12 protein-coding genes and 2 tRNA genes are annotated in these 10,694 nt (G+C 68.9%); 4 read left to right on the top strand and 10 right to left on the bottom strand.

What is annotated here, in order from left to right; genetic code table 11:
* Positions 1-481: 481 nt before the first annotated feature.
* On the bottom strand, positions 482-724 hold the full coding sequence (locus tag AB0I71_RS32070; protein WP_357591072.1) for a hypothetical protein: 243 nt from the start codon (positions 722-724) through the stop codon (positions 482-484).
* Between the two features lie 15 nt (positions 725-739).
* On the opposite strand from AB0I71_RS32070, the gene AB0I71_RS32065 reads away from it, so the two are divergent.
* Positions 740-967, top strand: coding sequence for a hypothetical protein (locus AB0I71_RS32065; protein WP_099850381.1), 228 nt, complete (start codon positions 740-742; stop codon positions 965-967).
* A gap of 5 nt (positions 968-972) precedes the next feature.
* On the opposite strand, the gene AB0I71_RS32060 is transcribed toward AB0I71_RS32065, so the two are convergent.
* From AB0I71_RS32060 to AB0I71_RS32035, 6 genes are all read right to left on the bottom strand, one after another.
* Positions 973-1,770, bottom strand: a complete 798-nt coding sequence (locus AB0I71_RS32060; protein WP_357591069.1) for a carbon-nitrogen hydrolase family protein — start codon at positions 1,768-1,770, stop codon at positions 973-975.
* 61 nt (positions 1,771-1,831) lie between these two features.
* Positions 1,832-3,127 (bottom strand): ATP-dependent Clp protease ATP-binding subunit ClpX, encoded by a 1,296-nt coding sequence (gene clpX / locus AB0I71_RS32055; protein ID WP_357591067.1) that lies wholly within the window; start codon positions 3,125-3,127, stop codon positions 1,832-1,834.
* A 207-nt stretch (positions 3,128-3,334) separates the two neighbouring features.
* On the bottom strand, positions 3,335-3,997 hold the full coding sequence (locus AB0I71_RS32050; protein ID WP_093411492.1) for an ATP-dependent Clp protease proteolytic subunit: 663 nt from the start codon (positions 3,995-3,997) through the stop codon (positions 3,335-3,337).
* A 14-nt stretch (positions 3,998-4,011) separates the two neighbouring features.
* The gene (locus tag AB0I71_RS32045) at positions 4,012-4,653 is read right to left on the bottom strand and encodes an ATP-dependent Clp protease proteolytic subunit (protein ID WP_093411495.1); all 642 of its coding nucleotides are present in this window, start codon (positions 4,651-4,653) and stop codon (positions 4,012-4,014) included.
* Between the two features lie 169 nt (positions 4,654-4,822).
* Positions 4,823-6,169, bottom strand: a complete 1,347-nt coding sequence (gene tig / locus AB0I71_RS32040) for a trigger factor (protein ID WP_357591064.1) — start codon at positions 6,167-6,169, stop codon at positions 4,823-4,825.
* 157 nt (positions 6,170-6,326) lie between these two features.
* A tRNA-Pro gene (locus tag AB0I71_RS32035) sits at positions 6,327-6,400 on the bottom strand.
* A 269-nt stretch (positions 6,401-6,669) separates the two neighbouring features.
* On the opposite strand from AB0I71_RS32035, the gene AB0I71_RS32030 reads away from it, so the two are divergent.
* Positions 6,670-6,743: transfer RNA gene (locus AB0I71_RS32030), tRNA-Gly, on the top strand.
* A 981-nt stretch (positions 6,744-7,724) separates the two neighbouring features.
* On the opposite strand, the gene AB0I71_RS32025 is transcribed toward AB0I71_RS32030, so the two are convergent.
* From AB0I71_RS32025 to AB0I71_RS32015, 3 genes are all read right to left on the bottom strand, one after another.
* Positions 7,725-7,967, bottom strand: a complete 243-nt coding sequence (locus AB0I71_RS32025) for a hypothetical protein (RefSeq protein ID WP_357591062.1) — start codon at positions 7,965-7,967, stop codon at positions 7,725-7,727.
* The gene (locus AB0I71_RS32020) at positions 7,960-8,211 is read right to left on the bottom strand and encodes a hypothetical protein (RefSeq protein WP_357591060.1); all 252 of its coding nucleotides are present in this window, start codon (positions 8,209-8,211) and stop codon (positions 7,960-7,962) included. Before AB0I71_RS32020 ends, AB0I71_RS32025 begins: the two co-directional genes overlap by 8 nt.
* 126 nt (positions 8,212-8,337) lie before the next feature.
* Positions 8,338-8,511: a hypothetical protein gene (locus AB0I71_RS32015; protein ID WP_357591058.1), complete on the bottom strand. Its 174-nt coding sequence runs from the start codon at positions 8,509-8,511 to the stop codon at positions 8,338-8,340.
* A gap of 83 nt (positions 8,512-8,594) precedes the next feature.
* Here AB0I71_RS32015 and AB0I71_RS32010 point away from each other — a divergent pair, with 83 nt between their 5' ends.
* Complete coding sequence (locus tag AB0I71_RS32010) at positions 8,595-9,815, top strand: helix-turn-helix transcriptional regulator (protein ID WP_357591056.1); 1,221 nt, start codon at positions 8,595-8,597, stop codon at positions 9,813-9,815.
* 24 nt (positions 9,816-9,839) lie between these two features.
* Positions 9,840-10,307 (top strand): NUDIX hydrolase, encoded by a 468-nt coding sequence (locus tag AB0I71_RS32005; protein WP_357591054.1) that lies wholly within the window; start codon positions 9,840-9,842, stop codon positions 10,305-10,307.
* The last annotated feature ends 387 nt before the right edge of the window (positions 10,308-10,694 follow it).

Genomic DNA, 10,694 nt, shown 5'->3' with positions numbered 1-10,694 from the left:
CCAACCAGACAAAAACCTGGCCAGCCCGGGAATCAAACAATTTGGCACTGGCTTATCAAGCACCCTGTTGAGTTCTCAAAGAACAACCACACACCGAAATCGGCCTCATTGCTGAAACCGCGTTCGGGGCAACCGCTCCAAACTATCCGAACCGCGCTTCGAGGTCAACCTGAAGGATCAGGTATCTCGCAACTGGCTCGGGGCCCACGCCATCGCTCGCCTTTCGGCGTCAGCAACTGTCGTGGAGAACCGCAGACCGGCCGATCACCACTCAAGGTAACCCGCCCGGCTCCTGCCGGCTCCAGAACCTTACCCGGTCGGCTTCGCGATCGCAACTCCGTCCTGCAGAGTCGCGCCGCACCGCCCGGCCTCAGCCTCGCGTCGACGTGGCCGTCGCGTTGCTGGCGCCCGTTCTCGGCCGGTTTGCCCCGGCCTCCCGCGTGCAGAGAGAAAGTTACGCGGACGCCCCGGATAAGGCAAATCATCGTTCGTCGATGTCGGGACCGGTGTCGGTGTGCGCTGCCGGGCCGGCGACCCCGCGTGCGGCCGGCCCTGGCCGATGGCTCGATTCACCGGAACCGGCGCGGCTACCGCCGGCCACCTCGCCCACGCCGGCCAGCACGCTTGCCCGCACCAGCCGGCACGCCCCGTCCTGCCGGCGGTCCCAGTGGCACGGTCTCTGCGCGAGTGTCCCCGCGCCGACGACCACGAGGGGTTCCGGCATGCCAGAGTGTCTGGCATGGATGACGTGTCCCGGCCCGCAAGCCCGGTCCTCGCCGAGGACGCGCTGCTCGGCCTCCTGCTACCGATATGGCAGCTGCTCATCGGCGCCTTCGTGCTCTTCGCGGTCCTGGTCTCGATCGGCCGTCTGGCCCGGCGTGGCCCGTCCCGGATGAGCACCGCCCTGCTGATCACCGCCGCCGCCATCGCCGGTTTCGCACTCGTCGGCGTGCTGCTTCAGGGATAGCAGCGTCAGAGCCGGCGGTTCGCCAGACTCGGCAGCTCGGTACGGATCCGATCCAGGCAGCTCAGGTCGATGTCGCTCACCGCGAGCCCCGGGCCGTCGGGCACCTGGGACAGGACCGTCCCCCACGGGTCGATCACCATGCTCCGCCCGTAGCAGGTGCGGCCGGGCTCGTGGTCACCGGTCTGACCGGCCGCCGCGACGAAGCACTGATTCTCGATCGCGCGAGCCCGCAGCAGCACCTCCCAATGGTCCCTGCCGGTGTGCATCATGAAGGCCGCCGGCACCACCAGCAGGTGAGCGCCACCTGTGGTCGCCAGCTGCCGGTAGAGCTCCGGGAAGCGCAGGTCGTAGCAGATGGACAGGCCCACCCGGAGACCCTCGACGTCCACCACCACCGGCTGTTCACCAGGAGCCACGGTCGCGGACTCCCGGTAGGAGACCCGGCCGGGAATCTCCACGTCGTACAAATGGATCTTGCGGTAGGAGGCGGCGAGGGTGCCGGCGCGGTCGAAGACCAGCGTGGTGTTCCAGGTGCGGTCCGGGTCGGGGCCCGCCTCGTGGAAGGAGCCGGCGATCAGCCAGACGCCGCGCCGGCGAGCGGCGGCGGCGAAGAACCGACCCACCTCGCCGTCCGCCGACTCCGGCGTCGGCATCCCGGCGCCTGGGCCGAGATAGTCGACGTACTCCGGCAGCAGCACCAGGTCCGCGCCCCCCGCTGCGGCGCGGTCGATCAGGGCCTCCGCGGCGGCGAGATTCGCCGCTCGGTCGTCGCGGGAGTTCAGCTGGCAAACGGCGACGCGCATGGCTGCCAGCGTACGGGTGGATGGCGGCCAGCCGCAGTGTGCGGTCGCGCCGCCGGTGGAATCAGGCGGACTTTTCCTCGCGCTCGCGCCGGGCACGGCGGCCCGTGAACTCACGCGGAACGATCGTCGGGTTCACGTTCTCCAGCACTGCCTCACGGCTGATCAGCACCCGTGCGGCGTCCGGGTTGCTGGGCACCTCGTACATCACGGAGAGCAGCACCTCCTCCATGATGGCCCGCAGCCCACGGGCACCGGTGCCACGCAACATGGCCTGGTCGGCGATGGCTTCGAGGGCGGGCCGCTCGAACTCCAACTCGACGCCGTCCAGCTCGAACAGGCGCTGGTACTGCCGGACCAGTGCGTTGCGCGGCTCGGTGAGGATCCGTACCAGTGCGCCACGGTCCAGGCTCCGGACGCTCGTGATCACCGGCAACCGGCCGATGAACTCGGGGATCAGCCCGAACTTGAGCATGTCCTCCGGCATCACCTGGCTGAAGATGTCGTCGGTGGAGCGGTCGGAGACCGCGCGGAGCCGGGCGCCGAAGCCGGTGCCGCCGTGCCCCGTACGCGCCTCGATGATCTGATCGAGACCGGCGAAGGCCCCACCGCAGATGAACAGCACGTTCGTGGTGTCGATCTGGATGAACTCCTGGTGCGGGTGCTTGCGACCGCCCTGCGGGGGCACGTTCGCGACAGTGCCCTCAAGCATCTTCAGCAGCGCCTGCTGGACGCCCTCGCCGGAGACGTCACGGGTGATCGACGGATTCTCCGACTTGCGGGCGATCTTGTCGACCTCGTCGATGTAGATGATGCCGGTCTCGGCCCGCTTGATGTCGTAGTCCGCTGCCTGGATCAGCTTGAGGAGGATGTTCTCCACGTCCTCGCCGACGTAGCCGGCTTCGGTGAGCGCGGTGGCGTCGGCGATCGCGAAGGGCACGTTCAGCATCCGGGCCAGCGTCTGCGCCAGGTGGGTCTTGCCGCAACCGGTCGGGCCAAGCAGCAGGATGTTCGACTTGGCCAGCTCGACCCCGTCGTTGCCGGAACCCGGCGCGCCGGCCGCCTCGGCCTGGATCCGCTTGTAGTGGTTGTAGACCGCGACGGCGAGCGCCTTCTTGGCCTGCTCCTGCCCCACGACGTAGTTGTCGAGGAACTGGCAGATCTCCATCGGCTTGGGAAGCTCTTCCCACTTCACCTCGCCGGACTCGGCCAGCTCCTCTTCGATGATCTCGTTGCAGAGATCGATGCACTCGTCGCAGATGTAGACCCCGGGGCCCGCGATGAGCTTCTTGACCTGCTTCTGCGACTTCCCGCAGAAGGAGCATTTCAGTAGGTCGCCGCCGTCACCGATCCGTGCCACCTACGTTCTCCCTGCACTCATCGGCCGGAGCTCCGGCCACGACCTGCGGACGCTGACGCTCCGCCCGTCTTTCTCCCACCCGCCGGTCGCCCGGCGAAGCGGTACGGACCCGACGTTACCCGCTAGCGGAGGTTTCTCCGACCCCCAAAACGGGTGTGTCAGAGGTCGGCCGGCAACGAGCCCGACCGACCTCTGCCCCGGTAGCGGTCAGCTGGCCGCGTTCGCGGCCAACAGACCCTTCTTACGACTGGTGAGGATCGTGTCGACAAGCCCGTACTCGCGGGCCTCCTCGGCCGTCATGATCTTGTCGCGGTCGATGTCCTTACGAACCAGGTCGACCGGACGGTTGCAGTGCCGGGAGAGCATCTCCTCCAGCTGCGTACGCATCCGCAGGATCTCCTTGGCCTGGATCTCGATGTCCGAGCCCTGCCCGTAGCCGCCCTCGGTGGCCGGCTGGTGAATGATGATGCGCGAGTTCGGCAGGGCCATCCGCTTGCCCGGGGTGCCCGCCGAGAGCAGCACCGCGGCGGCCGAGGCGGCCTGGCCGAGGCAGACCGTCGAGATGTCCGGCCGGACGTACTGCATCGTGTCGTAGATCGCCGTCATCGCGGTGAAGGAGCCACCCGGCGAGTTGATGTACATGATGATGTCCCGGTCGGGGTCCGTCCCCTCCAGGGTGAGCAGCTGGGCCATCACGTCGTTGGCCGACGCGTCGTCCACCTGCACGCCGAGGAAGATGATGCGGTCCTCGAAGAGCTTGTTGTACGGGTTGGACTCCTTGACCCCGTACGACGTGCGCTCGACGAACGACGGCAGAACATAGCGGTTGTGCACGGCCGCGAACTGGGGCGGCAGGCTCAGGTCGGTCATCGTCTGCTCCTCGATCAGCTCAGGGTCCCGGCGCCCTCGGGAACCTGAGCGGCCCCCGTGATCACCTTGTCGATGAAGCCGTAGTCGACGGCCTCCTGGGCGGTGAACCAGCGGTCCCGGTCCGAGTCCGCCTCGATCTGCGCCGGCTGCTGACCGGTGTGGTAGGCGACGCGCTCCTGGAACATCCGCTTGGTGTACAGCATCTGCTCCGCCTGGATCGCGATGTCGGCGGCGGTGCCACCCATCCCGCCGGAGGGCTGGTGCATCATGATCCGGGCGTGCGGGAGGGCGTAGCGCTTGCCCTTCGTGCCCGCGCAGAGCAGCAGCTGGCCCATGGACGCGGCCATGCCCATCGCCACGGTCGACACATCGTTGTCGATGAACTGCATCGTGTCGTAGATGGCCATGCCGGAGTAGACCGAGCCACCGGGCGAGTTGATCCAGAGATTGATGTCGCGGTCCGGGTCCTCCGCGGCGAGCAGCAGCAGCTGCGCGCAGATGCGGTTGGCGACCTGGTCGGTCACCTCGCTGCCCAGGAAGACGATCCGCTCCTTGAGCAACCGGTTGTAGACCGAGTCGTCGAGGTTGCCAATGGTGTCACCGCCGCGGGCGTCAATCGCCCGAAGCGGCTTCGCTGGGATGTGCATGTCGGTCATGGCAGCCCTTCGCTCTCCGTACCGTCGTGTCCGACACTAACCGCTGGGCCGGTCGCCAGACTCCCGGTCCGGGCACTGTTCGCTCTCAGCGCAGCAGGCCGAAGGCGTACCCGGAAAAGGGATCGGGCCACCACCCACCGCGACCGGCGGACGGTGGCCCACCCGGCGATCAGTGCTCGTGCGAGTGCTCCTGCTCGCTCGCCTCACGCAGCGCGTCCATGGTGACCACGTTGCCGGCCGAGTCCTTGATCGTGATGCGCTCCATCACCGAGGCAAGCGCCTTGCCCCGGCGGACGTCGCCGTAGACCGCACCGGCGGTGCCGGAGCGGACGAGCTGGTCGTAGTACTGCTGCGGGGCCATGCCGGCCCGCTGGGCGCGGTGGACGATCTCGTGACCGAACTCGTCGTCGGAGACCTGCACGTCCTCGGCGTCGGCGAGGGTGTCCAGCAGCAGCTGAACCTTGACGCCCTGGGTGGCGGCGTCGGTCAGCTCGGTGTCGATCTGCTCCTCGGTCTTCTCCTCGGCGGCGAGGTAGTCCTCCATCGAAGCGCCGATGCGCTCGAGCTGGTCGACCATCGCCTGCTTGCGGCTCTCCACCTCGTCGCGGATCACGCCCTCCGGCGCCGGCACGTCGGCGGCCTCGACGAGCTGCTCCAGGGCCTTGTCCCGGGCGGCGTAGATCTGCTCGACCCGCTTGCCCCGGCTGACCCGCTCGCGCAGATCCGCCCGCAGCTCCTCCATGGTGTCGAACTCGCTGGCGAGCTGCGCGAACTCGTCGTTCAGCTCGGGCAGCTCCTTCTCCTTGACCGTACGCACGGTCACCAGCACCTCAGCGTCACGACCGGCGAAGTCGCCGCCCACCAGCTGGGTGGTGAAGGTGGTGTCCTCGCCGGCGGACAGGCCCACGACCGCCTCGTCCAGCCCCGGCAGGAGCTGCTTGCTGCCCACCTCGTGCGAGATGTTGCTGGCCGAGCCGCCCGGCACCTCCTCGCCGTCGACGGTCGCCCGCAGGTCGATCTGGACGTAGTCGCCCTCCGCCGCGGCGCGCTCGACGGTCTTCAGGGTGGCGAACCGCTCACGCAGGCCGTTCACCTGCTCGTCGATCTCGCTGTCGTCGATCTGCAGCTCGTCGACGGTGACCTCGATCGAGGTCAGGTCCGGCACGGTGATCTCCGGCCGGACGTCCACCTCGGCGGTGAAGTTGAGCGAGTCACCGTCGTTGAACTCGGTGATCTCGACCTCGGGACGCCCCAGCGTCTTCAGGTCGTGCTCACGCACAGCGGAGAGGATGTTCTGCGGGATCGCCTCCTGCACCGCCTCGTTGAGCACGGTGCCCCGGCCGACCCGCTGGTCGATGATCGCCGGCGGGACCTTCCCCTTACGGAAGCCGGGGATCTGGATCTGCTGACCGATCTCCCGGTACGCCTTCTTGAGGCTCGGCTCGAGCTCGACGAACGGCACCTCGATGGCGAGCCGCACGCGCGTCGGGCTCAGAGTCTCGACGGTGCTCTTCACAGGCGTACTCCTTGACGGATCTCGGTTGATTCTGGGCGCACTTTCGGCCCATCGAGTGTAGGCGAGCCGACACGGCGGACCAGCAGCGCCCGGGGCCGGCGGCGGGCCTGCCCCGCGTGCCGGTCCTCCGGGTGCCGCCGTCCGGTGCTTGCGGCAGTCGGGGTGGCGGGATTTGAACCCACGGCCCCTCGCTCCCAAAGCGAGTGCGCTACCAAGCTGCGCCACACCCCGTGGCGACGAGCAGTCTATGCCGTCCCTCCGACAACAGGTTGCCGGGGCGTCACCCAACGCGCCGAACGGGGACAAACCCGGCATCCACCCTCCGGGTCGCCTTAGCGGCGGGGCGGGGCGGCGGGGCGGCGGGGCGGCGGGGCGGCGGGGCGGCGGGGCGGCGGGGCGGCGGGGCGGCGGGGCGGCGGGGCGGCGGCGCGGGGATACGGCCGCGCGGCCGCCGTGGGTATTGGGTAGGCTGTCGGGCGCACCCGGTCCTCCGGGTGTACGCGGGCGTAGCTCAATGGCAGAGCTTCAGTCTTCCAAACTGACGGTGCGGGTTCGATTCCCGTCGCCCGCTCCACCGCACTCCGGCCCAGGTCAACGGCGTGATCGCCGAACCTGGGCCGTTCTCGCTCCGCGCGCCAGTCCCGGCTCTCCGAAAGATCGGCAGCCGAGTGCGATACACCTCATCAGGTCGCGACCTGGGCCGCCGGAATCCCCGGACGGGACCGAGCGTCGCTTGAGAGGTCTCACCGCGTCTCGCCACAGCATGCCCGTCATTGCCTGCCGACGAGTCACGTCACTCGGCATCAACCCACCCGCGTACAACATCGTCATCCCAGCAAGCCCGAGCAGCACAGCGGGAAACAGCGTTCCTCTGTGACATGCCTACGACTTTCTCCCCGTCAGACCTATGGCTGGCCATCAGTATGCGGCCAGTCGACCAGGCGACACGGCCCACGCAGGTCCGGATCCTGGTGTTCGGGCTACCGGCAGGGAAGATCGGTACGCGCGGGCTGGCGGCTTACCGTGTCGCCGGCTCCGAGTGATCGTGCTGATCGTCGAACGGTGGACTCCCGTGAAGAGGTGAGCGCTGGTTTCGAGCGGTGCCGAGCGGGGGCTCGGATGGCAGACCGCTGAGCATGTGTCGGCGGAGGAATTGGCACGGGATCAGGGTGTCCGCCGATCGCGTCCGTTGACGATCTGGCCGGACCGAGCCTGTTCGAGTCCGACGAAGAGCTGGAAGCTTTCTCGCCGACCTGTACGCCTCTCGGCGGGCCAACTTCGCGTAGGCCCAGGTCGTCCGGTCGTAACCGGCGCTCTGCCGCTGCGGTCAGCACCCTGACCGTGACGCCGGTTCCCCCGGGACGGGTCGCGCCAGGCCATCGCCGAGGTAGGCAGCCGCACCGGCCGAACACCCGCAACGCCGCCCGTCGCTGCGGACACGGACCCTCCACCCCGCACACAGGGCAGCACCCGTCCGTGCTCGACGGGGTGTGCCGGTCAAGCTGCGACTGCGCGGCCCGCAACTGATCCCGCACCGCCCCCGACAGGTACGTGGTCACTGGGCCGTCCCCTTGGGTGCGAGCAGCCGGGTCGGAACGAGGACCTGTGCGCGTTCACCGCGTTGGTGGCGTGGGGTGACCTTGGTGCCCTCGACCCAGATCCACTGCTCCCGCTCCGGGCGGTTGAGCACCAGGCGAACCCCGGTGACCCGTAGCGTCACCGACCCGTCAGTCGGGCGGTAGCGGTCGGCGGCGTCGATGTGCAGCACCGCGCCGAGTCGTACCCGTAGGTCAAACACCACGCCTCCTCGTCGTCTGCCGTGCAGTCCCGGGCGGACCGGTGGGTTGGGGGTTGATCTGAAGGCCGGCGATCTGCGCGAAGACTTCCCGCCGTGCCAGCGCCTCCCCGGTGGTCGGGTTGATGGCGTAGCCAGCGAGCCAGATCCAGCCGTCATAGGTCGGCCGGTCACAGATCGAGGACACCCGTAGCCACAGCGCCCGGTCACCGCCGAACTGCACCGACGCCCGACCGTCCAACAGCACCAAGTCACCCGGATTCGGTGCGCCCGGCGGACGAGGTTCCGGCCTGCGAGGCACCGAGGCGGGCGGGCTCAGTCGGGACCGTCGTTCGGGTCGCGGTCCCATGCCAGCACCCACCCCGGGCCAGCCTCAGCAGGACACCGAACGACCGGATCCCGCACAGTCCAGACAGGACCGCCGGGCCAGCGGGCGAGTGCGCTCCGCTCCCCGGCCGATCGCCCGGACCTGGGAACGGGCGAGGGTGTACTTCCAGCCCGCACCGGAGCAGGACTGGCAGTTGGTCGATACGTTCAGCCCCGTCATGCACACAGGCTGTGGCACGAACCAGCCGACGACCCGGAAAAACCTTCCGGGGTCGCCGCCGACCGAGGGGAGACAGTGAACCCATGCGCGGGACCACCACCCTGACCATCGGCGAACGCGTCGCCTGGTACCGCCGTCGACGCGGCCTTTCCCAAGAAGTCCTCGCCGGACTCATCGGCCGTACCGCCGACTGGCTCGGCAAGGTCGAGAACAACCGGATCGACCTGGACCGCCTGTCCGTCATCAAGTCCCTCGCCGAAGCCTTGGACATCTCCCTCGGCGACCTGCTCGGCGAACCCTCCCTGCTCGACTGGACCACCGACAGCGGCACCCACACCGTGCCCGTGCTGCGCGCCGCCCTGATGAACTACCGCGCCCTCGCCCCGCTCGCAGGCGGCACCGACGCGGAACCACCCAGCATCGCCGTGCTCCGGAAGGAAGTCGGGGCACTCTGGGACGCCTACCAGGACTCCCGATTCGGGTACGTCACCAGCCGGCTACCCGACCTGCTCCACCGCGCCCAAGACGCCACCGACCACCACGACGGCGACGACCAGGACGACGCCCGCCGACTCTTCGGCCTGGCGTATCAGCTCGCGGCCACCCAGCTCACGAAACTCGGAGAGAGCGACCTCGCCTGGATCGCCGCCGACCGCGGCCTGTCCGCCGTCCGCCCCACCGGCGACCCACTCATCACCGGCTCCCTGTTCCGATCCGTCGGCCACGCCCTACACGCCACCGGCCGCTACACCGACGCCGTACGCCTCACCGAAGACGCCGCCAGCTTCCTGGAACCCCACCTCAGCCAGGCCACGCCCGAACTGCTGTCCGTCTACGGCACCCTGTTCCTGTCCGGCTCCATGGCCGCCGCACGCGCCAACGACGCCGGCACCACCCGCACCTTCCTCGCGGCAGCCGACCAGGCCGCCGGCAAACTCGGTGCCGACGCCAACCACCTGTGGACCGCGTTCGGCCCAACGAACGTCGCTATCCACCGCGTTGCGACCGCCGCCGAGCTGGGAGACCTGCAAGTCGCTATCGACCTCGGCCCCCGCGTCGACACCACCGGCCTACCCATGGAACGCCGAGTCCGGCACGCCCTGGAGGTCGCTCGCGCCTACAGCTCGTGGAACCGGGTCGACGACGCCCAAGCCATGCTGCTCGACGCCGAACAGATGGCACCCGAACAGGTCCGCCACCACTTCCTCAGCCGCCAACTCGCCCTCACCTGGGTACGCCGGCAACGCGGTAAACCCTCTACCGAACTGGTCAGCCTCGCCCGCCGGCTCAAGGTGCTCGACTGACCCCAGCCCGTTTACGCTGCCCTGGTGACGGCCAACGAGACGCCACCCATGGCAACCCCACGCGTCGCCGCAGGCGCCCTCTTCTTCAACGACGAAGGCCACGTGCTCCTCGTACGCCCCAACTACAAGAACCACTGGGACATCCCCGGCGGCTACGTCGAACCCGGCGAATCGCCCCGCGCCGCCTGCATACGCGAAGTCGAAGAGGAACTCGGCCTCGCGCCCCCAATCGGCCCGATGCTGGTCGTTGACTGGGCACCCACCGAGAGCGAAGGCGACAAGATCCTCTTCATCTTCGACGGCGGAGCACTTAGCACCACGCAGGAACACAGCATTCGCTTCGCGGACGGCGAGGTCGCCGAATGGCGCTACGTGCCTGCCCACGACTTGGAACAACACAGCCCGGCCCGGCTCGCTCGTAGGATCCGGACCGCGATCGCTGTTCAAAGCAACGGCGGTTCGACGTACGCCGAGCATGGCATCGCTATCTAGGCCATAGTTTCCATCCAGCGTTCAAGGCGGCCCGCAACGGGCCGCACGCGCCGCCGCCTGGGCGCGCGTCCGTCGCCCCGCTGGCGCTCCGACTCCGGCCACGTAACACGCCCGGCGGCTGGCGCGGAGAGCGGGAAGTTCGGGGCCCCCGAAGACGGGTAGCTCAGGAAACTGGCGGAGGTTCCTTGCCGGCAGCCGGCCACGCCGCGCCCGAGCGACGCGGGCAGGAAAGGGCACGCCGGTTCCACGCGGCGGCTCGCGCCTCTCGCCGGGTCGCGATCACTGCACCTACGGCGGGGGGGTGTCCCTATGGGTTTCGTCAAGCGGGGACGGGGCCTGTCGGGCGTGGTTGGTAGGGGATCTTGTCGCGGAGCATGGCGTATAGGA

Origin of the sequence: Micromonospora sp. NPDC049891, assembly GCF_040660295.1 — a bacterium.
In the GTDB taxonomy this organism is placed as follows: Bacteria; Actinomycetota; Actinomycetes; order Mycobacteriales; family Micromonosporaceae; genus Micromonospora.
This window is presented reverse-complemented; position numbering and strand designations above follow the sequence as displayed.